The 23,309-nt window shown below is 40.0% G+C and carries 24 protein-coding genes; 6 read left to right on the top strand and 18 right to left on the bottom strand.

Features of this window, described 5'->3' with window-relative positions; genetic code table 11:
* Window positions 1-360: 360 nt before the first annotated feature.
* Complete coding sequence (locus BR30_RS0127120; protein ID WP_026567766.1) at window positions 361-1,287, bottom strand: cation diffusion facilitator family transporter; 927 nt, start codon at window positions 1,285-1,287, stop codon at window positions 361-363.
* Between the two features lie 386 nt (window positions 1,288-1,673).
* Here BR30_RS0127120 and BR30_RS0127115 point away from each other — a divergent pair, with 386 nt between their 5' ends.
* The 3 genes from BR30_RS0127115 (at window position 1,674) to BR30_RS0127105 (ending at window position 3,936) form a co-directional block, all read left to right on the top strand.
* The gene (locus BR30_RS0127115) at window positions 1,674-2,450 is read left to right on the top strand and encodes an amino acid ABC transporter substrate-binding protein (RefSeq protein WP_026567765.1); all 777 of its coding nucleotides are present in this window, start codon (window positions 1,674-1,676) and stop codon (window positions 2,448-2,450) included.
* Window positions 2,451-2,514: 64 nt separating this feature from the next.
* Complete coding sequence (locus BR30_RS0127110) at window positions 2,515-3,174, top strand: amino acid ABC transporter permease (RefSeq protein WP_026567764.1); 660 nt, start codon at window positions 2,515-2,517, stop codon at window positions 3,172-3,174.
* Between the two features lie 15 nt (window positions 3,175-3,189).
* Window positions 3,190-3,936, top strand: a complete 747-nt coding sequence (locus BR30_RS0127105; RefSeq protein ID WP_026567763.1) for an amino acid ABC transporter ATP-binding protein — start codon at window positions 3,190-3,192, stop codon at window positions 3,934-3,936.
* A gap of 40 nt (window positions 3,937-3,976) precedes the next feature.
* Here the strand turns inward: BR30_RS0127105 and cydS are convergent, their stop codons facing one another.
* The 12 genes from cydS to BR30_RS0127040 all read right to left on the bottom strand — a co-directional run bounded on the left by cydS (window position 3,977) and on the right by BR30_RS0127040 (window position 15,157).
* Window positions 3,977-4,078, bottom strand: a complete 102-nt coding sequence (gene cydS / locus BR30_RS38945; protein ID WP_395947793.1) for a cytochrome bd oxidase small subunit CydS family protein — start codon at window positions 4,076-4,078, stop codon at window positions 3,977-3,979.
* A gap of 12 nt (window positions 4,079-4,090) precedes the next feature.
* Window positions 4,091-5,119 carry a cytochrome d ubiquinol oxidase subunit II gene (locus BR30_RS0127095; RefSeq protein ID WP_026567762.1) on the bottom strand — a complete coding sequence of 343 codons (1,029 nt, stop codon included), beginning with the start codon at window positions 5,117-5,119 and terminating at the stop codon, window positions 4,091-4,093.
* On the bottom strand, window positions 5,116-6,462 hold the full coding sequence (locus BR30_RS0127090) for a cytochrome ubiquinol oxidase subunit I (protein ID WP_026567761.1): 1,347 nt from the start codon (window positions 6,460-6,462) through the stop codon (window positions 5,116-5,118). Before BR30_RS0127090 ends, BR30_RS0127095 begins: the two co-directional genes overlap by 4 nt.
* Before the next feature lie 254 nt (window positions 6,463-6,716).
* Window positions 6,717-7,556, bottom strand: a complete 840-nt coding sequence (locus BR30_RS34715) for a cytochrome c oxidase assembly protein (RefSeq protein WP_035446261.1) — start codon at window positions 7,554-7,556, stop codon at window positions 6,717-6,719.
* Between the two features lie 102 nt (window positions 7,557-7,658).
* Window positions 7,659-8,261: an undecaprenyl-diphosphatase gene (locus tag BR30_RS34710; protein ID WP_035446259.1), complete on the bottom strand. Its 603-nt coding sequence runs from the start codon at window positions 8,259-8,261 to the stop codon at window positions 7,659-7,661.
* Between the two features lie 37 nt (window positions 8,262-8,298).
* Window positions 8,299-9,468, bottom strand: a complete 1,170-nt coding sequence (locus BR30_RS0127070) for an MGDG synthase family glycosyltransferase (protein WP_026567760.1) — start codon at window positions 9,466-9,468, stop codon at window positions 8,299-8,301.
* Between the two features lie 177 nt (window positions 9,469-9,645).
* A complete protein-coding gene (locus BR30_RS0127065) occupies window positions 9,646-10,263 on the bottom strand; it encodes a DedA family protein (RefSeq protein WP_026567759.1) in 618 nt (205 codons plus the stop codon).
* Between the two features lie 8 nt (window positions 10,264-10,271).
* Complete coding sequence (locus BR30_RS0127060) at window positions 10,272-10,949, bottom strand: polysaccharide deacetylase family protein (RefSeq protein WP_035446315.1); 678 nt, start codon at window positions 10,947-10,949, stop codon at window positions 10,272-10,274.
* A gap of 23 nt (window positions 10,950-10,972) precedes the next feature.
* The gene (locus BR30_RS0127055) at window positions 10,973-12,358 is read right to left on the bottom strand and encodes a sensor histidine kinase (protein WP_026567757.1); all 1,386 of its coding nucleotides are present in this window, start codon (window positions 12,356-12,358) and stop codon (window positions 10,973-10,975) included.
* A 4-nt stretch (window positions 12,359-12,362) separates the two neighbouring features.
* Window positions 12,363-13,061, bottom strand: a complete 699-nt coding sequence (locus BR30_RS0127050) for a response regulator transcription factor (protein ID WP_026567756.1) — start codon at window positions 13,059-13,061, stop codon at window positions 12,363-12,365.
* Window positions 13,062-13,301: 240 nt separating this feature from the next.
* Window positions 13,302-13,895 carry a putative ABC transporter permease gene (locus tag BR30_RS0127045; RefSeq protein ID WP_026567755.1) on the bottom strand — a complete coding sequence of 198 codons (594 nt, stop codon included), beginning with the start codon at window positions 13,893-13,895 and terminating at the stop codon, window positions 13,302-13,304.
* A gap of 113 nt (window positions 13,896-14,008) precedes the next feature.
* Complete coding sequence (locus BR30_RS0127040) at window positions 14,009-15,157, bottom strand: YhgE/Pip domain-containing protein (protein WP_026567754.1); 1,149 nt, start codon at window positions 15,155-15,157, stop codon at window positions 14,009-14,011.
* A 219-nt stretch (window positions 15,158-15,376) separates the two neighbouring features.
* On the opposite strand from BR30_RS0127040, the gene BR30_RS0127035 reads away from it, so the two are divergent.
* The 3 genes from BR30_RS0127035 (at window position 15,377) to BR30_RS0127025 (ending at window position 17,909) form a co-directional block, all read left to right on the top strand.
* Window positions 15,377-15,985, top strand: a complete 609-nt coding sequence (locus BR30_RS0127035; protein ID WP_026567753.1) for a TetR/AcrR family transcriptional regulator — start codon at window positions 15,377-15,379, stop codon at window positions 15,983-15,985.
* 146 nt (window positions 15,986-16,131) lie between these two features.
* Window positions 16,132-16,857, top strand: a complete 726-nt coding sequence (locus BR30_RS0127030) for an ABC transporter ATP-binding protein (protein ID WP_026567752.1) — start codon at window positions 16,132-16,134, stop codon at window positions 16,855-16,857.
* Window positions 16,854-17,909 (top strand): ABC transporter permease, encoded by a 1,056-nt coding sequence (locus tag BR30_RS0127025; protein ID WP_026567751.1) that lies wholly within the window; start codon window positions 16,854-16,856, stop codon window positions 17,907-17,909. Before BR30_RS0127030 ends, BR30_RS0127025 begins: the two co-directional genes overlap by 4 nt.
* A gap of 54 nt (window positions 17,910-17,963) precedes the next feature.
* Here BR30_RS0127025 and BR30_RS0127020 read toward each other — a convergent pair whose 3' ends face one another.
* From BR30_RS0127020 to BR30_RS0127005, 5 genes are all read right to left on the bottom strand, one after another.
* Window positions 17,964-18,557, bottom strand: coding sequence for an NADPH-dependent FMN reductase (locus BR30_RS0127020; protein ID WP_026567750.1), 594 nt, complete (start codon window positions 18,555-18,557; stop codon window positions 17,964-17,966).
* A 292-nt stretch (window positions 18,558-18,849) separates the two neighbouring features.
* Entirely contained in the window at window positions 18,850-20,040 is a 1,191-nt protein-coding gene (locus BR30_RS0127015; RefSeq protein ID WP_026567749.1) for a PDZ domain-containing protein, read from the bottom strand.
* 170 nt (window positions 20,041-20,210) lie between these two features.
* Window positions 20,211-21,665: a S41 family peptidase gene (locus tag BR30_RS0127010; RefSeq protein ID WP_026567748.1), complete on the bottom strand. Its 1,455-nt coding sequence runs from the start codon at window positions 21,663-21,665 to the stop codon at window positions 20,211-20,213.
* 36 nt (window positions 21,666-21,701) lie between these two features.
* On the bottom strand, window positions 21,702-21,833 hold the full coding sequence (locus BR30_RS38580; RefSeq protein WP_269320656.1) for a hypothetical protein: 132 nt from the start codon (window positions 21,831-21,833) through the stop codon (window positions 21,702-21,704).
* A gap of 188 nt (window positions 21,834-22,021) precedes the next feature.
* On the bottom strand, window positions 22,022-23,302 hold the full coding sequence (locus BR30_RS0127005) for a murein hydrolase activator EnvC family protein (RefSeq protein WP_026567747.1): 1,281 nt from the start codon (window positions 23,300-23,302) through the stop codon (window positions 22,022-22,024).
* Window positions 23,303-23,309: the final 7 nt, after the last annotated feature.

The raw sequence follows: 23,309 nt of genomic DNA, 5'->3' as shown, positions 1-23,309 counted from the left end.
GATGGACAAAACTCGGTCGGGAAGCAAGTAGAATGTCCTTCGGTAGTGTTCCGATGGACAAAACTCAGTCGGGAAGCAAGTAAAATGTCCTTCGGAAGTGTTCCGATGGACAAAACTCAGTCGGGAAGCAAGTAAAATGTCCTTCGGTAGAGTTCCGATGGACAAATCTCGGTCGGGAAGCAAGTAAAATGTCCTTCGGAAGTGTTCCGATGGACAAAACTCTGTCGGGAGACAAGTAAATGTCCTTCGGTAGAGTTCCGATGGACAGAACTCTGTTTGTAAGCAAGTAAAATGTCCTTCGGTAGGGCGCCGAAGGACAAAAAACGATAGCGCAACACTAATGATTGGTATCGGGCATTCTTAATTACATGTCCCATGCGGGCTAGGGCAGCCGTTTGCTTCTTTCTCTACTTGGATCGTGCTGTGTTCGATGTGAAATTGGTCGTGAAGAATCTTTTGGGATTGTGAGAGGATTTCATCATGAACACCGTTATCTAATATGGAAATATGGCAGCTCAAGACGGGATAACCAGAGGTAATGGTCCAAATGTGCAAATCATGTACTTCCTTAACTAATGGGATCTTTTTAAGTTCCTCTTTTACATGACTAATATCAATCTGTGATGGCGCACCCTCCATTAAGATATGAAACGAGTCCTTCATAACCCTGTACCCACTTAGGAGAATCAAGACAGCAACAATGACACTTGCGATTGGGTCTGCAATCCCCCAGCCGAAAAACATAATCAATAATGCAGCAACAATCGCGCCCACCGATCCCAGCATATCTCCGAGGACATGCAAGAAAGCACTTCTGACATTCAGGTTTTCTTCCTTGTCACCCTTCATTAATATCCAAGCAGCGATAATGTTTACGATCAGCCCTGTCACAGATATCATCAGCATTCCAGTACTTTGCACCTCTGGAGGATTGAAGAAGCGTTGAAAAGCCTCAAAAAAGATATAGATGGAAATAACCATAAGTGTTAAGCCATTCAGGGCTGCAGCGATAATTTCAAAACGTTTATAGCCATACGTCTTTTCCGGCGATACCTGTTTCTCACCGAGCTTGATGGCAAAAAAGCTTAACCCAAGTGCGGCCGCGTCACTCAGCATATGCCCTGCATCTGACAAAAGCGCCAAACTGTTTGTTACCAGACCTCCAATTACTTCAACTATCATAAAGGCAGCAATTAATAGGAAGGAACTCAACAATGCTTTTTTATTACTCGTATGTGAATGTCCGTGTGAATGACCATGCGAATGGCCATGATGGTGATGACCCATGTTTATCCCCCCAAAGCTCTCTGATTAGAGTGGCTCATGATATTTATCTATTTCTAAACCGAAAATATTACGATTAAGGCTAGTGTTTTCTAATCTTAATATTTCGATACCTGCCTCTAAAACAGCAGGTATGACAGCCCTAAGAGGCCGTCTTCATTCAAAAGTTCGTTTGATTATATGATATTCAAATGGAGGTTTGATTGTCAATCTTTTTCCACATTATTCATTCAAAAAGAAAACGTTCGTTCATTCAATAAAAATTTTTAATTTTCCTACTATTAGTAGAGCTATTGTATTCGATAATGTTATAGCGTTATAATATGTTAGAGTAATAATACGGTAACGTACTAAAGTAAATTAATAATAGATAAGGTGGTAGTATGAATATGAAACGTATATCAACGATTGTTTTAGTCATAGCAGCATTATTCTCCATCCTTACGGGTTGTTCATCTAAATCATCTGAAGCAAAGGATAACACGTTAGTCATTGGAATCGATGATAAATTTGCTCCAATGGGGTTCCGAGATGAAGATAACAAGATTGTTGGTTTTGATATTGATTATGCCAACGCAGCCGCAGAAAAAATGGGGAAAAAGGTAAAGTTCCAACCGATTGATTGGAGTACAAAAGAAGCGGAACTTAGCAGTGGAAGAATTGACCTTATTTGGAACGGATACACTATTACAGATGAACGTAAAAAGAAAGTTCTTTTCACGAAGCCATATTTAAAAAATGCCCAAGTGGTTGTGACCATGGCTGATTCAAAGCTAACTAAATTAAACGATTTAGCGGGTAAAGTAGTCGGCTTGCAAACACTATCTTCAGCATCTGATGCTTTAGATGCTTCACCAATCAAAGCAAAAATAAAGACCGTAACCGAGTTTTCAGATAACGTCCAGGCTTTAACCGATTTAAAGAGCGGCCGGTTAGATGCGGTAGTTATTGATGAAGTTGTCATTGATTATTATATGTCGAAAGAAAAAGAAGCCTTCAAGATTCTTGATGAATCACTAGCTCCTGAAGAATATGGAATTGGCGTGAAAAAAGGTAATGATGACTTACTGAAAAACTTACAAAAAGCACTCGACGAGATGAATGAAGATGGCACAGCCGCCCAAATTTCGAAAAAGTGGTTTGGCGAAAATAAAGTATTAAACTAATACCGAATATAGAGCAAACAGGATTTCCATTGGGAACCCTGTTTTGCTTTTGGAGGAACATAAAATGTCTGTTGATTATCTTATTTCCATACTAAAACCTATGCTCGAAGGCGCTCAGATGACCATCCTCTTATTTTTGATTGCCATTGTCGTGTCCATTCCCCTCGGGTTTGTTTTAACTCTAGCTGTCGGCAGCCGTTTTAAACCACTCTCCTTGCTTGCAGAGGGCTATATATATGTAATGCGTGGAACACCGCTTCTACTCCAGTTGTTATTTATCTGTTTTGGGCTGCCGATGATTCCAGTGGTTGGTGAATATTTAGTTTTGGATCGTTTTGTGGCTGCCTGTATCGGTTTCATCTTGAACTATGCCGCATATTTTGCAGAAATCTTCCGCGGCGGGCTGCTTGCGATTGATAAAGGTCAATATGAAGCATCACAAGTCCTTGGCTTAAATAAATGGCAGACCTTAACGAGGGTCATTCTGCCGCAAATGTTCAGGATTGCCCTTCCATCTGTTGCGAACGAATCCGTGACGTTAGTGAAGGATACCGCCCTTCTCTATGCGGTTGCTGTTCCGGAATTGCTGCATTTTGCGCAAACAGCGGTCAATCGTGACTTTACCATTGTCCCGTTCTTCGTCGCTGGAATTATTTATTTGATCATGACGCTTCTGTTAACCATGGTCTTTAAAGGGCTCGAAAAACGGTTCAAGTTTGAATAAGAAGGAGCGGTGAAGATGCCTGTTATTGAAATATCTAACCTAAAAAAATCATATGGCAACCTTGATGTTTTAAAAAATATTACATTTGATGTTCATAAAAATGATGTAGTTGCGGTTATCGGTCCATCTGGTTCAGGAAAAAGTACGATGCTCCGCAGTTTGGCCCATCTTGAAAAAATTGATGCCGGCAGCATTGTTGTTTCTGGAAAGCATTTAGCTAAAGATGGCCTCTACGCAAATCCGCAAGAATTAAAAGAGATTAATGCAAAAATGGGGATGGTCTTTCAGCATTTCAACCTCTTTCCACATCTTACCGTTAAAGAGAATTTGGAACTTGCCCCCAAAATGCTGAAGAAGGAATCGGCTGCTGCAATTCAAAAGAGAAGCAGTGAACTCCTTGATAAAATTGGTCTTGCTGACCGGGCCAATGCCTATCCTGCAAAATTATCAGGCGGACAGAAACAACGAGTAGCCATCGCCCGGGCGCTCATGTTAAATCCAGAAATTCTGCTCTTTGATGAGCCGACTTCTGCCTTAGACCCTGAATTGACGGGTGAGGTGTTGAAAGTAATGAAGGATTTGGCGGAAGAACATATGACGATGATTGTCGTAACACATGAAATGGGCTTCGCCAAGGAAGTGGCAAATAGAGTTATTTTTATGGATAACGGGGAGATTGTTGAATCTGGTTCACCTGTTGAACTGTTTACAAACCCTAAGAATGAACGAACAAAGGCTTTTTTACAACGTAGTTTAAAGTGATTTTAGAGCGCAAAAAACGGCTGATTTCTCAGCCGTTTTCTTATTTTTCCACTGAATCATCCTTTAGTGCCACCCAAAATGCCACGCCAATCGATGCAAACATGACCAGAAACGGGGCATAAAACAGCAAAAAATCATCCATCATATTCCCCCCTTAAGCATGTTCATCATTCCGATTCCCTTGGACATATTCTTTATTGAATAAAAACAATTTTAACAACAGGTACAAAGACGGGAGAAGTAATCCCAGTCCTGCAATAAAGGCAACAATCAGGGCAATCGCCATTGATTGATTGGTAAAGCTGTCGTACAGAGTGAGATACGGATACAGTAAGTACGGATAATGGGAAGTGCCGTAGGCCAAAAAGGCAAAGGCAAATTGCCCGACTAGCAGCCAGAAGGCAAGGCCATAGGAACGACGCTTCCAAATGAAATAAACGGTCCCCGCAAAGAATAAGACTGACAACCCGAACAACCACCAAAGATCGAGTAAGCGTTGATAATGTTCTGGATTGTGCGTTCTCATCTCAAAAATAATTCCTGCAGCGGTGATTATTGCTGGTCCGGCCCAGCTAAGCGCATATTTCCGCAATAGGTTCGTTGCTGCCTCATCTTTGGCATGATGGGCATACCAAGTCAAAAATACTGCGGATATATATAACACCGCCGTTAGACTAAGGACGACAATGCTCCATGATAATGGACTGGTAAATAATGCCCAATAATCCAGGACCGGTGCCGAATTTTCAATTTTTACGAAGCCGCCTTCCGAAATGGTCAAGACACTCGACAACGACGCAGGAATGAATAATCCTGTTAACCCGTACAAAATAGTGTACCGTTTATGTTTGAGCCCTCCGTACGTGGTAAACGCATAATACGCCCCTCGAATCGCCAGGAGAATAAGCGCGATACTTGCTGGTACTAGCAGGGTGGTCCCAAAGTAATAAGCCGTTTTTGGAAAAAAACCAACCATCCCTACGAAGAAAAACACTAAAAACACATTAGTGACTTCCCAGACAGGTGATAAATAGCGTTGAATAATCTTCGTCAATATGTGCTGTTTCCCAGTTAAAGTACTGAATGCGTTAAAAAAGCCTGCCCCAAAGTCAATCGAAGCAATGATGATATATCCAAATAGAAACAGACCTAATGCGCTAATTCCGATGATTTCAAGTGTCAAAATATATCACCCGCTTTCTCTGAAGCACGGTCGGCCAGTTCCTGTTCCACCGTATTCTTCCGGAACATCCGCCATAGGACAATCACACTGCCCACACCAAGGACAAGATAAAGCCCAGCAAATAATATCAACATTAGATCGACTTGGCCGCTTGTTGTCGCAGCTTGGTTTGTCCGTAAAATCCCTCGTAAAATCCACGGCTGACGGCCGACCTCATCCAGCCACCAGCCTGCTTCAATGGCTAAAGTAGAAAGAGGACCACCAAGTACAATCAGCCAGCGAAACCACCGGGATAAAACAAATCGCCATTGCCGCCATACACCTATGACATACAGAAATGATAGCAGGGTCATCCACATACCGATGGTTACCATCGTATCAAATAGATAGTGAATATAGAGCGGCGGCACTTCATCCTTCGGAAATTGATCAAGCCCAACCACTTCTGCACTTGGGACTTCATGGGCCAGGATGCTGAGTGCAAAGGGAATTTTCAGCGCATATTTCACTTCCCCATCATCAAGAACACCATAAAGAATAAGCGGCACACCTTTCCCTGTTTCAAAATGCCACTCGGCCGCAGCTAATTTTTCCGGCTGGTATTCGGCTAAATACTTTCCAGAGAAATCTCCTAAAAGGGCGGTGGCTACTGAAAAGACGAATCCAAGTTTCATGGTTAAAAACAACGCCTTTTTATGGTACGTAGAGTTGGAACCTTTCAGTAACCGGAAAGCACCAATCGCAGCAAGGACAAAGGCGGAAGTCATATAAGCGGTGACAACCACATGTGCAACTTTTGTTGGCATAGCCGGGTTAAACATTGCCAGAATGGGACTCACATCCACGAGCTGTCCATTAACTACATCAAATCCCCGCGGAGCATTCATGAATGCATTCACAATCGTAATAAAGACAGCTGAAAATGAGGCTCCTAAGGCCACCGGGATTAGCAGGAGCAAATGTTTTTTCTGATTTTCAAACCGATCCCATGTGTATATGTATATACCTAAAAAAATGGCTTCAAAAAAGAATGCAAAGGTCTCCATAAATAACGGCAAGGCGATGACATTTCCAGCTAACTGCATAAAGTTGGGCCATAGAAGTGAAAGCTGTAAACCAATTGCCGTCCCAGTTACAACACCAACAGCTACGGTAATCACAAATCCCCTTGTCCATCTTCGTGCTAATAAAATATAGTGTTCGTCCTGCTTCTTGATCCCGACCCATTGAGCAATCATAATCATCAGCGGAATACCGACGCCGATGGTTGCGTATATGATGTGAAAGGACAAGGTTAATTCTGTCAGCACACGGCTAAAAAATACGGCCTCTTCATTTCCCATTCACTTACCACCTTTCTTATCCTGAAAACAGCCTTCCAATGATCGATAGTCCCATAATGGAGGCCACAATAAAGGCCAGCCAAACGAGCTTCCTTTCTTGTTTTTTATAAATAAAAATCCCCCCATTCTTTTTGGCAATTTCCAGCTAGAATGAATTCTCTCCTTACATACCATTCCCAAAATTATCGCGGAATATATTGAACACCTTTGGAAAGTATCATCACTTTATCCACAGTAAATAGAGGCTATGGAGTTCAGTCCATAACCCCCACCACAGCCCCGCTTTTCGTTTTTTTGCCAAGTCGAACGGTCAGGATTACTCCAAATTTATGCATTCCTAACATAAGGACTCCCGCAAACATTTGATCAAGTCTTGTGTTAAATGACGTAGGTAGAATATCAAGTGAGCTTAATTGGCTTAGTTGGGAAGGTGAGATACAGAGATTTGCGGTGAGTTCAGAAAGAAGAGGATTATTCATTCCACCTATGAAGGCAGTGATAATAAATAGCAAACAGGCAGGCATAATGACTAGACCGCTAAGAAAAAGATAACGTTTTTTCTGCTCTTGTGAATGATGCTTCTTCGGGTCAGGGACAGTTATTGGCTGCCACATCCGAAAAGATAGGAGCAGCAGTACAAATAAATATCCATTATGAACAAAGGCGGTTTGAGCCAGGGATGTTAACACGATTGGGAAATGGTACATTAGGAACATGGCCCCAAACGCATACAATGCTGCTTTCGGTGGTAATGCGAACTTGCTGACTCGTTTTGTTAGGGAATGTTCTCGAATGGACTGGATTAATGCATCAGGAATACCTAATACAAATAAGGGTGAGATAATAAAATATAAAATACTCATTTGAAGCATGTGCAAGCTAAACGACAGATGACTAATGGTTTCAAATGGACTGCCAAAGGTTAAGTACATGATGCCTAAACTGAGGAAATATAGCAGGGGCTGCTTTTGATAAAATTTGATATTTGTATAAGAAGCTACTACATATACATATAGGGCGGCTAGGCAAATTAGGCAGGCTAATAATGGCATATTCCACAACAATTGACCTTCCAGCCACATCGCATAGAACATGAAATCCCCTCCCTACATTATTTAAAGCGAACAGATAACTTTAGATTTTATGATTTCTTTCCTGATTTATGACAAAAAGAAGAACCATGTGGCTCTTCCTTTCTATCGTTTTCTTGCAAGGTTTGTCTTTATTAAAAAATTGCTTTCAATTTTCTCATAGAATTCAATTAACCAAATGATAACCTTGTTTAATTCCTTGAATCGAATTAGTAAGAAATGGATGGCAAATGCCACACCTGCACCTATCAACATTCCTGCTACCACATCTAATGGATAATGTACTCCTGTCCAAACACGGGACAAAGCAATTCCTGCAGCTAAAACTAACCACATCCAGCCGTCACGTTTTTTCCAAATCCAAATGGCTGTTGCAATCACGAATGCTGCTGTCGCGTGGTCACTAGGAAACGAGGCATTTTTCACATGAGGAATTAACCAGTTTACATGATGTGTGACAAAAGGACGATTCCGGTAGAAGAAGTGACCGATTTCTCCATTTATACTTAGTGAAACACAAGCGGCCAAAATGGCTTCAACGACCATTTCCCGATTATGTGATTTACGATAAAACCAATAAAAAATGATTCCTGCGAAAAATAAATACTCTGCTTTTTCTGCTAAAAATATCATCAATGGATTTAAAAATCGCTCACTGATTGCAAGGTGATTGATGATTTGAAAGATACCATAGTCTAAATTAGACAACTTAACTTAACCTCCTTATTCCTATTTTCCAACAATCTTAAATGCGTAACGGAGAAGAATAATTAACGAATCCCAACTGCCTGACACTCTTCTTTTGGTCTAGGATGTTTGCTAACAACTCCACGATTTTTTCCGGCTTGTCTAGCTTTATTCCCTGCTGGTAAGAATCAATCGCATCCTCCCAGTGACTCATTCTATTCTGATCCTTTAACACACTTAGCAATTGCTTTTCCAATGAAGATTGATGGTCAAGCTCAAATACGAGCTTTTTACGCTTTAAATATTGAAGATTTATTTTCTCTTGTCCTGGAAGTGCGGAATGTACAAAGATCGGCAGTCTTTTTCGGATTGCTTCACTTATGGTGACTCCACCTGGTTTTGATACAATCGCATCAACTTCTTCATAAAGTAAATTCATCTCTAATCTGGAAGAAAGATAGGTTAATGGTTTGATATGATCTAAATCCCATGAAAGGATTTCATTATAAAGCTTCTTGTTTTTCCCACACAGAACCAAGAAATCTAAGTTTGAGGAGCATTTTAACTCCTCAGCCAGCTTTAACAGCCCGCCTAAACCACTATTCCCGCCAGATAATAAGATTTTGAAACGACCATCCTTGTGTTGTTTCCGCTGAACGGTTTTCGAAATTTCTTCATGGACTGGAATACCCGTGACAATCATCTGTTGGTCTGGAATTTGAAATTTTGTGCCGAGTCTTTCTTTGATTTCTTGACTAGGGAGGAAGTGGAGGTCGATTCCCTCTTTTCCCCAAACACTATTAATAAAGAAATCTGTATAGACATTAATAATCGGAATGTCGCATTTCCCCTTCATTTTTAACTTACTTAGAAGATAGGACGGGAACCCATGTGTACAAACAAGTAAATCTGGTTTTTCCTCTGCTATTAATTGCTCCATTTTCTTCAAAAAGAGCGGTTCATACCATTTAAAGGAATGTTTTTTTGTTGGCGGTACGTAAAAAAAGCTCTTATAGGCGAGATTATAGGTGTCCGGCGCGTATCGAATCCAATTAAGATAGCCCTTTGTAATCACTTTTTCTAACGATTTATTCGTATAACTTAATAAGTCAATTTTTTTCAAAGTAAGGTCGTCTGTATGATTTTTTAAAAGGTCCATTAATGCCTCAGCGACTTGATGATGGCCCGACTGCATTTGTAAGAGTGGTAAAAACAAAATCTTCTTCACTTATTCCATCTCCTGTTCTACTAGAAATCATTCCTTAAAAAATAATAATTTCTAAATTACCCTTTCAATGTATCACTCATTTCTAGAAAAACCGGATTTTTAATGGATTTTTAATCTTCTCTTCAGCTTTTTTTTAGTTTGGTTGTTAAATATTAAAAAACCCGAAAAGATGTCTTTTCAGGTTTTTTTAGTGTGCCTATTTAGGTAATTCCTTCTTTTCCCTTTTATATACTTAAAGATAATATATAGCGAAAAAAGAAAGAAAAATGCAATTCCTACATATGGAACATAGTCTGGATTTATATGGAATACTTTCCCTGCAAAATAGCCTCCAACAATAAAAGGAATGGTCCAGAGGAAAGTGCCTATCATGGAAAAAACCAAAAACCTCCGAAATGGAATGTTATTAATCCCGGCAAAATATGGACTTATTTGCCGGATACCTGGAAGATAAAAACCTATCAGGATGGTTTTACGAACATTTTTCGTGTATTTACCACTTACCTTTTCCCAACGGCCATCGGTAATCCCGACATACTTGCCGTATTTTTTAATAAATGGGGACCCTACAAATTTTCCGACTGAATAAGCAGTCATCATTCCAGTAAACGCCCCAAGAATGGAACACAGCATGGCTAGCTCCAATGAGAGCTGATGATGAAAACTCAGCACTCCGATTAAAAAGAGCAGCGATTCTTCCGGAGCAGGAATACCAACAATCCCAAAGAATAAAAAAAGAAAAATGACAAAGTAACCATATATATTAATATAATTTATTATTGTCTCTACATTCATATCAGCCTCTAAAAGTTAACTTCTTCTAATGCGATAAATTTTGTTCCCTTTTTAACGTTTTCCTGTAAGTAAATATCTAAACACTTTAGCATATAATACGGCGCTAGCTTATCCGCACCCCATGTTTCCCCACAATCATGAAGCAATAACACGGAACCCACTTCAGTCGCTTGGAGCAATTGATTAAGCAGACCGTTTTTGCCTTTCGCTGCCTTCCAATCACCGAAGATATGTGACCACATAATCACTTTAAATCGCTTACTCAAAAATAAGCTAAAAAGATTAAAACTCCCCCACGGTGGTCGATAATAGGTTACTTTTTCATTAGTGAGTTGATGGATGGCCTGTTCTGTCATTTGTAGTTGTTTCTTTAAATGAAAGGGCGTGAGAATCCAGCTCGAAATATGGTTATAATGATGAATGCCAATCGTATGCCCCTCCTGGCTCATCCGTTTGATTATGTCTGGGTAGGCTTTCACTTTGCTGCCCACCACAAAAAAGGAGGCCTTTACACCATACTTTTTCAATAGATCTAGCAATTGTGGTGTGTATTCAGGATTGGGACCATCATCAAACGTTAAGGCGATAGCCGGGACCTGTATCCTTTTAACGATTCCCCGTCCGCTCATACGAATGAGTATGGTTGGTAATATCGCATAGATAAGGAACAAAATGAATAAAAGCATAAAACTCACAATCAATATTTTAATCACTCAAAAACATTTCCTTTCCATCTTTCCTTAGGTAGGAACAACTCCACTTCTGTCCCCACTCCCTCCGTACTTTTTACGATAATTTCGCCTTGGTGCTGTTTCATGATATTTTTTGCAATCGACAACCCTAGACCTGTCCCGCCTGTTTCCCTGCTTCGGGCCTTGTCCACTCGGTAAAAACGTTCAAAAACATTTTCTATTTCACACTCAGGTATGCCGATTCCGTAATCCTTTACCGTAATGATTGTCCATTGTTCCTTTTCCTTTAAATACACATCGATTTTATCTTTACTGTATTTGATGGCATTATCGATCAAGATAATAATTGCTTGTTTTAATTTAACTTCATCGGCTACAACAGAGATGTCGGGTTCTTGATAATGGAGGTTGATTTCTCTTTTATAGGCACTTTTAAGCTGCTTAAAAATAAGCTCACACATGGTTACTACGTTAATTGATTTTGCTTCTAAACGATTTCCTGATTCTGTATCAGCTAAATCCAGAAACCGTTCTGTCATCTTTTGAATTCTTGTTGCTTCTAAATGAATCGATTCAATCGCATCATGGGCAACCTCTTCATTTTGTAATCCACGTCTAATCAGGAGGTCAGCATAGCTTTTGATTACCGTGAGTGGAGTTTTTAATTCATGTGATGCGTCAGAGATAAATTGTCTCTGTTTTTCGAGATTTGCCTCTAATCTGCCAATCATCCGATTAAACGTAACCGCCAATTTTTGCAATTCATCCTTTGTCTCATGTTGGATGATGATTTTTTTCGGAATCCCACTTTTTTCAATATCCTCCATGGTGTTAATCATATTAGAAATGGGCCTCATAATTAGATTCGACAGCCATCTGCCCCCGAGCAGTGATAATACCGCTCCTAAAATGGTACAAAACGCAAGAATGGAAAGGACTAAATCTTTTCCAGTTTCTAATCCTACTAATTTCTCCCCGAACTCCAGTGTTCCAACAACCTGTCCATTGGATTGAATCGGCACCCTGACAATCGCAAATTGTTCTTCTTGATGATTAAGTCGAATGGTACGCCTTTGAGTCCCTTTTTCATCGGTGAATTCCGGTTTAATTTTAGCAGCCAGTTGCTGATCATTTGTTACTTGATTAACAATTTTCTCATCAGGTTGAACGATTCTTATAAATGATTGATTCGTTAGGTACGGGGTTAATTTTTCTTTAATAACAGACTGGGAATCTTCCTTGTTTATTTCATTTATCAAGTAATCCGCCTTTTGAAATAGTTCACCATCTTCCATATTGACAGTAATCTTCATAAATGAAAAAAAGATCACCGCATTCACAGCCAGTAACACACAGATTATCCAAGCGGTTGTAATTAAATTTATTTTTGTGGTAATCTTCATAGCTTTAATTCTCCCTTATGGTATAACCGATGCCCCTTACCGTATGAATAATCGTTGGGTCAGAAAAACCTTCTTCAATTTTCTTACGTAAATGTCTGATAAATACATCAATGACATTCGTTTCCCCTTCATATTCATAGCCCCATACTTGAAGAAGGATGCTTTCCCGCGTGACAATTCTATTTTTTTGCGATAACAAATATACGAGTAAATCGAATTCCTTGGGAGTTAACGTGATAGACGTCTCCCCCCTAATGACCTCTCTGGTATCAAGATTAACACTTAGATCCCTTATTTCTAATAAGGAATCATCGGTATGTGAAGCATTTACTGCAATGGAACTTTGACGAAGACATGAGCGAATTCTTGCTAATAATTCCTCAATCTCAAATGGCTTTGTAATGTAATCATTGGCCCCTTGATCGAGTCCTGCTACCTTATCGATTGTCATATTACGGGCTGTTAATAAAATAACAGGTATGAGGTTATTCTCTTTTCGTATTCTTCTTAATACCTCAATACCATTGATTTCGGGTAACATAACATCCAATAAAATTAAATCTAATTTTTCACTTAAGGCTGCCTGCAAACCTGATTTCCCGTCATAAGCCACCATTACTTCATATCCCTCATAGTCGAGTTCAATCTTTAATATCTTGGCTATCTGTTTTTCATCCTCTACAACCAAAATCCGTTGTTTCATCATCATCCCTCCTTTTTCATTCATTAGCCTTGTAGTAGCAAATTGAAATTTTTATATCACGAACTATATCTCTCTAAGATCTAACTCATTCAATTTAGCACTTTTTTTGCTTAGTTTTCTTTTTTTCATTGAATTTTAATCTTTCGTTCTAACTTTAAGATCATGAAAGTTTACCAGGCAACAGCAAAAACTCCTTCTTTTTTAGTGGAAGGAGTTTTATAAGATTTTGGTGTCAGGCACCTATTGAAGTTGATTATTTGCTTTTTCTGGCATTAGTTCTTGCAACGAATGTTTGCGAATGGCTAAAACTAGATCGGCTAGGAAATACAATCCTATCGCTGACCAGAACCATGCCCAAAATGGTTCCACGGCCCCGTAGGTTGAGACAATGGCAGGATGAATCCATTTAATACATAGCAACGACAGCACCATCCAGGATAAAGAAAAGGGCACGCAAATATGACCATGAAGCTGCAGGGGGGTGTCAGTGTAATCCCACCATTTCCGGTTAAAAAGCTTTTGCAGAAGCGCTCCTGTTAAATATTCCACAAAGGTTGGGATGAAGAAACAAAGAAGAATGACTACTCCCCCATTTGTTTCTGGTGAAATCAAATAGACCAAGAGCACAGGGGTAATGCCGTACATCGGTTTAAATGGCCCAAATAGAAAATTCGGCTTAAAAAATTCCCTTTTCGTCAATAAGTTATAGCTGTTTTCAAGGAGCCAGCCTAAAAACGAATAAACGGTGAAATAAAAAATCAGCGCGGCTGCTTCTTTAAGATTAAAAAAATCTGGATTTTGAAACTCAATTCCATTCAGCAAGTTAATAATCAAGGCTGAACCACCTTCCATGGATAAGAATTTCCCACTTTAGGTTTAACAGCCAGGCTTCCAAATATACAAAAAAATTCCTGTTTTGTGCTTTTCAAACGTGTGAAAGTGCTCATTTACATAGCAGTAGATTTTTCCTCTTGTTTTGACCGGAATTTTCCCACCGAGGCAAATATCACGACCATGCTTCCGGCCGCAATCCACGTTAAAACTGATGTTGAATGATTCCAGCTTAAATTTTTGCCAAAATAGAACAAGTCTCTGAGTCCTTCGACTAAAAACCGAATCGGCAGCCAAGGAAAGATCCATTCCCGGTAAAACGCTGGCATAAACTCAGGTGCCATCGCTAGTAGGGGCGCGCCAAAGAATAGCATGATCACAAAAATGGGAACCCCCTTGATTCCAGTCCAGGAAAGAACAGCTGAAATCATTAAGAAAAAGCTGTAACACGCCAGGGATAAGAACAGTGCCGTATCTCCAAATTGAGAAATATGAACTCCGATTGCATCGGCCATCCAGGTTAATCCAAATCCTGCTACAAGGGCAATCACTGCTCCCATTAATACTTGAGCTACTAATGAACTGAATTTTTCTTTTCGATTCGTGAACGATAGTTTAGATAGCGTTAAAAAGATAATCACTGCTCCTGCAATACTTGCCATCCAAAGCGGTTGGAATAAGGAAACCGGAGCATTTCCATTCATGCTATTTTCACCAGTTTCATTGACATTTGTTACTTTTTTCGTGATTGGTGACACAATGGCTGCTGCCTGTTTTGTCGTCACCGTCCCCCCTTGAGTATTAAATTCAGCTAGTAATTGTGTACGGACTTTTTGATTCATTTGGTCGACTATTCCATTAAGGACTGTACCTGCCATCGTGGAACCAGCCGTATTTATTCCTTGATTCACTACTATTTCGATTTCAGGGGATATAGGTTTAGGCCCGCGGAGCGAGGCTTGCTTCCTAGAGAAATCCTTTGGAATAACCAATGCTGCATAATAATCACGATGATCTAACCCCTTCTTCGCTTCCTGATAACTTGAGACGGAGATAAATTTAATAGCAGGTTCTTCACCTGAAGTAGATTGGGCTGTTTTCTGTATCATGCCTGCAATTGTTTTCCCCATATTCACTTTTCCCTGCTTAGGAATATCCACCCCTTGGTCTTCATTAACAAACACAATCGGTAAATTCTTTGGAGTAGGTTGTACGGATGGAATAAGCGTTAATCCAAAAACAAACACCACAACTAAGACAATGATCGGTGATAAAAAAGCTAATTTACTATTGAATAGTTCATGGAAATCCTCCTCTTATTTTCCTAATATAATTAAACACAATGTTGATTAATGTTCATGGTGTATATTATAATTCGTTTAATAACAAAGGCAATCAACAATAACAAGCTATCTGTCTATTACTCAACACAAATGGATGATACGTTAATTTTTTTTAATAAAAATTTTTTTGGAGGAATAAGCATGCCAGAAAAATCAACCGACAGACGAATTATTAGAACCAAGCGATTGATTCGTGATGCTCTTACAGAGTTAATGGAGGAAAAAGGGTTTGAAGGTATTACGGTCCGAGATTTAACACAAAAAGCAGAGATTAATCGTGGAACATTTTATCTACATTACCATGATAAATACGATTTATTGGAGCAGAGCGAAGCGGAGATATTAACCGAAATTCAAAAAATCGCGGAAGAAATTAACCCACTTGATTTCATGAACTTTAACAGGGAAGATGAGCCCTTTCCTTTCATTATTAACTTATTTGAATTTTTCCAAGAAAATTCAAGCTTTATGAAAGTGATACTGGGTCCAAACGGGGACGCATCATTCCAAGGAAAATTGAAAGATTTCATTAAACAGACCTTTTATCAAAATATCATGTCAAAAATAAATAGCGTTAATTTGCTTGTCCCAGTGGACTATCTTTTTGCTTATGTCAGTTCCGCCCACCTCGGTGTAATTCAGCATTGGTTAGAAAGCGGGATGGAAAAGTCTCCACGCGAAATAGCGATGATCCTATCGCGAATCACATTTTTAGGACCTAGGAATTCTCTTGGTTATAAACCAAATTAGACTGCCTTATTAACTTTTTTTGAAAGTAAATGAACACTTTGGTCAGCGGTGAATGTTAATCAACACATTGTTGTTTTTTGTTTATTGCTTATATCCAACTACGTTGTAAAATGAAATCATAATAGCCATCCTAGGAGGCATGATTGATGAATTCAACCATTAATGTAGAAGATGTCAGTAAAAGTTTTGGAAAAAAAACCGTCTTAAATGAGGTCAACTTAACGATCGAAAAAGGGCAGTTATTCGGATTGATTGGCCCTTCTGGTGCCGGAAAAACCACCCTTGTCAAAATGATTGTTGGTATGGAAAAGGCGGATAAAGGTTCCATTCATGTATTAAATAAAAAAATGCCAAACCTTTCCTTACTTCAAGAAATTGGCTATATGGCCCAAGCTGACGCTTTGTACGGAGAGTTAACGGGCGAAGAGAATCTAAAGTTTTTCGCTTCCCTCTTTGGATTGAATAAAGACGTTCAGAAAAGTCGGTTAACGTACGTCGCGAATTTAGTTAACCTCACCGATGACCTGAAAAAACGGGTCGCTGCCTATTCAGGTGGGATGAAACGGCGCTTATCCTTAGCAATCGCACTAATTCAAGACCCACAAATCTTAATCCTTGATGAGCCAACTGTCGGCATTGACCCCGAATTAAAATTGTCGATTTGGAAAGAATTCCTGCGCTTGAAAAATGAAGAGCAAAAAACAATCATAGTCACTACCCATGTCATGGATGAAGCAGTGAAATGCGATTACGTCGCCATGGTTCGCGATGGACGAATTTTAACAAGTGGCACGCCAAATGAATTAAAGGCGTTATACGGGACCGACGATTTTGATGAGGTATTCTTGAAGGCAGGGGTGAAACAATCATGAGAGTTTTCGCGTTAGTTAAACGAATCTTCCGGCAGATGTTTCGGGATAAACGTACCTTAGCCTTGCTGTTTGTGGCACCACTGCTAATCCTGACCCTGATGTATTTTTTATTCAACGGCAACACCGTCGATCCTAAATTAGGTGTCACTGGTGTGGATGATAATCTTGTGAGCGTATTGAAAAAGGCAGACATTCAAGTGAAACAGTACGAAAAAGTCAATTCTCAAACGGTGGTAGATAACCACCTTGATGGATTATTAGAACAAGAGAATGGACGTTTGAAATTAACATTGCAAAATAACGACCCATCAAAAGCAAAGGGCTTGCAAATGAAAGTCAGCCAAGCAATCGCGGCCCAAAGTCAAGCTAAGTTAATTCAGCAAAATCCGGCAGTGGCAGGTATGGTCCAGCAAAGCGTCGATATTGATTATGTGTATGGAGATGCTGACACCGTCTTTTTTGATGTATTAAGCCCGATATTAGTTGGTTTCTTCGTTTTCTTTTTCGTCTTTATTATTTCAGGAATTGGATTATTGCGTGAACGGACAACAGGAACACTGGAAAGGTTGATGTCGACGCCGATACGGAGATGGGAAATCGTTACCGCGTACTTGGTGGGCTATGGGATTTTTGCAGTCATCCAAACAATGATCGTGGTATTCTATTCTATTAATGTATTAGATATCGTTCTGGTCGGGTCGATTGGGAATGTGCTTCTCATCAATTTACTTCTAGCGTTGGTGGCTCTCTCACTTGGAATTCTATTATCGACCTTCGCTGCTTCTGAGTTTCAAATGATCCAATTTATCCCAATCGCAGTTATCCCACAAATATTTTTCGCAGGAATCTTTCCGCTGGAAGGGATGGCCGATTGGTTACAGGCAGTTGCAAAGGTTATACCGATGTACTATGCAGGGGATGCTCTAAAAGGTGTGATGTATAAAGGGTTAGGTTTTAGTGAGATTAGCGGTGACCTCTTGGCCTTACTTATCTTCGCAGCGATTTTCATTGTATTGAATATCTTCTCATTGAAAAAGTATCGCAAGTTGTAAATACAAAAATAAGGGGAGAGATGATTAAATGAATCATCTCTCCCCTGTTTATTCTTATCGGATTGTTTTTAATGCTCCGCTCCATTGGTTAACTTCATCAAGCATAGCATTTACATTTGTAAGATGTAATTCAGCTGGTTTGAAAACACTGCCGTTTTCAAAGTCTGTGAATAATGATAAGGTTGGATGTGTACGAACATCCGCTACTTTTAACTCACCTAGAATTCCACGTAAATGTTCAGCGGCACGTGCTCCACCTGTTGAACCATAGCTGACAATCCCTGCAGCTTTGTTATTCCATGCTTCACGTGCAAAATCAAGCGCATTTTTTAATGCACCAGTGATGCTGTGATTGTATTCTTGCACGATGAAAACAAAGCCATCTAAGCTCGCAAGTTTAGTATTCCATTCTGCGATTCCTGGTTCTGAACCGTCTGTTGTACCTAAGAATGGTAAATTAAAGTCTGCAATATCAACGATTTCATAGTTTGCATCACCGCGCTTGTCAGCAATTCCTTTTACCCATTCCCCAACTTGTGGGCTTACACGTCCTTGACGTGTGCTACCTAAAATAATCCCAATGTTTAATTTTGTCATTGTTTTTTCCTCCTTTGTTGATTCACCAAATAGTCTACCTAATAAACCCAACTTCAACACCACCTATAAAAATTTTTTTATATTAAAATTACGTAGTGTTCATGAATAAACAAAACGCTTGTTTGCAGGATTTTTTCCTACAAACATACTCACCAAGATATTCTCAATTAAGATATTAAAAAATCAAATATTTTCAATTAATATATCTCTAATTCAAAGTAATTTTATAATATTTATGTTTTCTTGTCAATCGATTTAACTTTAGATTTTACAAAGATATTTTAAGTTATTCTAAAAGAACATAAAAAAACCACTTAGTACGATGGCTAAGTGGTTTTTGGTGTCAGGCACCAACATCATATTTACGATCGTCCTGTACAAAGAGGATGCCTAGTTCGTGGTGATCGCCTTCGTATAGAGCACGTTGGACGAAACGGATTTCTCCATTTGTGTCGAGGACCTCTAGTTTGCAGTGGGCGCGATTTTTTTGTAGTGCTTCGTAAAACACCTTTTCATCACGAACCAAGACGCCATTCGCTTTCGTGATCACTTCACCCACCTGTAAATCCATTTTACTTGCGGGTGACTCAGGAATAACCCCGATAATCATCAGGCCCTGATTCTTTTTCGAAAAATAAAACGGGAGATTATCATCCTTCATGCCAGCGAGTAAAATAATAAACTCACGGCCGAGAACAGCCAGAGCTGCGGTGACAATCGAACTAAGCGGGAACCAATAGCCTAGAACGGAAAGAAGTGTAACAAACACTCCAAGGAGGATTACCCGGCGGCCATGAAGCTCAATCGCAATCTTAGGCAGCATTCCTTTGACTTGCTGATGAAATCCAATCGCAAATGGAACAAAAATCAGCGAGTACTCCTTCGCTCCCAAATGGAAAACGGGCCACCAGTCGAACGGAAGCTGCAAAGCATTGCCTGGTATAAGCAAGAAAATCGGCAGCATCCAAAGACGCTTTCCTTCGTGCAATCCTACATTTTGACCGCGTTTGCTTTTAGCAAGTTTAGGGGATGTCCCATAACTGCCATTTTTAAGGATGAGCATCCCTTCTGCGATTAGCATCAACCCCAGCAAAACGACAATAGAAGGATATATCTTGTCACTCAATGCCTGGAACGACTTCGAAAAGGGCGGGATTGTCCAATTATTTTCCGCTATCAATATGATTGAGAAAAAGGCTGCCCCCATTGTATAGGCAGGCGAGATCCAGCGAACATTTGTCGTTAGTGACCACAAAAATGTAAATCCAGCAATAAGCAGGATGGTTGCGAATGGAACCGTGATTCCTACCGCAATAACAATTACCGAAAGCACAAGACCGATTAGTATGCCCGGCGGAAATAACTGTCGAAGTTCGAAATAGGCATCATGTGCCCGAATATGGAAATTTTTCCGCTCACGTTTCACCCTCATTACGCCTAAAATCCCTGCAAGGAAAACGAGATAGTATAAAACAGGATGAAGAAATAACTTGCCTGTCCCTTTAAGAAGTTCTACAAGCCATATTTGCACCAATTCCTGTCACCTGCCTCTATTAAAAATTTCTAGTAGTCTATTATGGAAAAGTCTCCTAAAGAGTATTTTACCAAATCGCCGCCATAAAACATATTGCTAGTTTTTAGAAAATGGTAAAAATATTGTACCAATAAAGACCACAAGAAAAACAGAGGCTTTTAGCCCCTGCTTTATTCTTTAGTAATTAATCTTAATGCCGTTTGCAATTGCAGATCGTTTTTCTCTTTTTTCATTTCCACAATCGCTGCTTCTTCAAGTTTGGCTGCTGTCTCTGGACCAATTTTTCCAGTTGGCTCCAGGTTTGCTTGGAGCTGGAATCCTTTAACTGCCATGGTCGTTTCCTTACTAAAATAACCATCCGTCCTGCCTGGGGCAAATCCTAAGCCAGCTAACACCTCTTGGGCATTCTTCACTTGCTCATTGTTCATATCCTCTTCCAATATCTCTTCGACTTGAATCGGGTGGGTGGCGAAGATCGCTGGTTGTTTAATGGCTACATCTGGCTCGATTCCTTTTTTATGAATCCAATTTCCATCTGGGGTCAGCCATTTAAATAACGTCAGTTTGATGTTGCTTCCATCCCCCATCGGCACAGCCTGCTGAACGGTGCCTTTTCCGAAGGTAGTTTCTCCAACAAGTTGGTAACCATCCGCTTCTTGTAGTGAACCGGCAAGAATTTCGGATGCGGAGGCACTGCCTTTGTTAACAAGGACAACCACGGGATAATCCTTTTTCTCCGAAAGATTGGAGAAGTATCGTTTTTTATCACCATTCCGCTGTTCGATTTGGACATATGGCTTATTCTCTGGGACAAATTCCTTTAATATCTCACCAACACTGTCGAGTAGGCCGCCAGGATTGCCACGCACATCAATAATTAACCCTTTAATATGATCGTTTTCTAAGGCGGTTAATTCTTTTTCAAAATCAGCAGCTGTGTCCTCTGAAAAAGAAGTTAGTTCGATATAGCCGATTTTTTTGCCATCATGTTCCTTAATTGATGCATGGACCGTTTCAAGAGGGATTTCATCGCGGGTGACGTCAATCGCCAGCGGATCTTTTAACCCTTTTCTCGCAATTAATAATTGAACCTTCGTCCCTTTTTTACCGCGAATCTTAAGTGTTGCCTTATTCAAGTCCAGCCCTTCCACACTTTTCCCATCAACCTTTAGAATTTGATCATTTGGTTTAATGCCTGCTTCTTCAGCAGGAGAACCTTTAAACGGAGAGACGATTACAATTTTCCCATCGACCATGCCGACTTCGGCTCCAATCCCTTCGAATGAGGATTCCAACGTTTGTGTAAATTGTTTGGCGGTTTCCTTGTCCATATAGACAGAGTACGGATCTTTTAGAACAGATAACATCCCTTGAATCGCGCCTTCTACCAACTTTTCCTGATCTACTTTTTCAACATACCTGCTTAAGATCAAATCATAGGCACTCTCTACTTTTTCAAGGTCTGATCCACTTTCGCTCGTACTCATTCCATTATCATTCGATTGAATGAGTTCCAGTTTTTTACTACCATCTTTATGATCTAATAACTGCATACCTGCATATGTGCCCCCTGCGCCTGTCAGGAGCGAACCCGTCATCAACAGGGCAATCCATCTACGATTCATCTATGGTCCTCCTCAAGTTAAAAATGCCTGTCCTATCTATTTTTCTAAAAAGGCACCAAATTCCTGCCCGATTATTAACATATATGTAGATAGTGGACGAGTTATGATGATTGATAGAACAAAAAGCGCAAGCGCCCGTTTAGCGGCGTATGGACTGGAGCGCTCCAACCGAGATAAAGGAAACACGAAGAGCGTTAGCGCATTCGTGCTTGACTTATCGTAGGGCGGAGAGCGAAGTACACTAGCCGCTGGGCGCTGGAGCTGGATTCAGAGATCTATTTCAATTTTGCTACAATTATTTATTTTATAATTTCCTATACAATAAAAAAAAGAAGAAGCACGCGGCTTCTTCTTTTTTATGGTAATGGAACAATGCCGACTGGATTGATGGCATAACGCTTATCCTGTGTCCATGGACCTTTATGAAGTTCAAAATGCAAATGCTGTCCTCTTGAGGCACCAGTATTCCCCATCAGACCAATCTTTTGACCTTTTTTCACGCTTGCCCCGCTGCCAACATAACGTTGGGTCATATGAGCATAAACGGTTGTATACACTTGTCCATTAATCGAGTGTGAAACAAAAATACAATTTCCGTACGTGCTAGAATAATAGGATCTAATGACAACGCCATTTGCTGCAGCAACGATTGGTACCTTTGTTCCGTTGGCTATATCGACACCATAGTGATTCCCATCACCACGACCGCCAAAACCAGAACTACGATATCCCGTAGCCGGCTGGGTCCAAGATCCGCTCGTAACATTAGGTGTGGTATCAGATTTAGGACCACTGTCATTTCCATTGTTTGAGTTTGTGGTTCTGCTTCTTTTCGCTTCTTCCGCTGCTCTAGCTTGTGCTTCTTTTTCCATTTGAATGGCCTTTTGAATCGCCGCCTCTTGAGCAGCAAGAAGTTGCTCCTCTTCTTTCAATTCCATCATACCTTCATGGACTTCTTCTTCCTGGTCTTTAAGGCTTGCTAACATTTTATCTTTTTCTTTCTTTTGTACATTTAATTGCTGATTCATAGTTTTTAAGTCTGCTAGCATCTTCTCAAGACTAGAAAGATCTTTTTCTACTTTTGCTTGTTTCTGTGCAAGCTCCTGTTTATCGGCCTCATGCTGCTTAATAATATCTTGGTCCGCTTGCATGATTGTGGTAACCGCATTGGCCCTATCAATAAAATCACTAAAGCTCGTTGATCCCATTATCACATCTAAATAATTGACCATGCCGCCATTTTCCTGATAACTGCGGGCCCTGTCCTTCAAAAGGACATTTCGCTTGTTAATTCGCTCTTTGATCACCTTTGTTTCAGCTTGAAGTTTCGTAACCTCTGCTTTTGTATCTTTTATCTTTTTGGATTTATCGTCTATTTTTGTTGTTGTATCTTCAATCGCAAAGTCCAGACGTTTCATTTCACTCTTTACGTCTGCCTGCTGATTTTGTAATGTGTTGATTTTATCATTTGCTTGATTGATATTCGATTGTAAATTAGAACGTTTGTCGTGGATCTTATTTTGTTCACCTTTTAGACTAGAAAGGGATGCAGCTTCTGTTTTAACAGAAACTCCGCCAAATATTGTTCCCAGCCCAACCGTTAATGCAACGGTAATGGTGATTACTGATTTCTTCATTTCCAAT

This window comes from Bacillus sp. UNC41MFS5 (genome assembly GCF_000686805.1).
This window is presented reverse-complemented; position numbering and strand designations above follow the sequence as displayed.